Below are 223 nucleotides of genomic sequence, written 5' to 3'. Positions count from 1 at the left end.
TGTCGACCTGGCCCGCCTTGGCCGCCATCGCCGCTGGCAACTTGTCCATCAGGCTGGACAAGCCACCCATTTGCTTCATTTGCTGGATTTGGGCCAGAAAATCATTCAAATCAAAACCGGCGCCGCTCTTGAGCTTGGCCGCCAGCTTTTGCGCCGACGCCATGTCCACGCCGGAGGTGACCTGCTCGACCAGCGCCAGAATGTCGCCCATGCCCAGGATGCG

General features: G+C 61.0%; 1 pseudogene. It reads right to left on the bottom strand.

Annotated elements, in window-relative coordinates:
• A pseudogene (locus B3V69_RS18680) lies at window positions 1–223 on the bottom strand (signal recognition particle protein); the annotation flags it as partial.

The organism is Rhodoferax sp. UBA5149, from assembly GCF_002413825.1.
Classification (GTDB): Bacteria; Pseudomonadota; Gammaproteobacteria; order Burkholderiales; family Burkholderiaceae_C; genus Rhodoferax.
The sequence above is the reverse complement of the archived record's forward strand: the minus strand, read 5'-3'. Positions and strand labels throughout refer to the sequence as shown.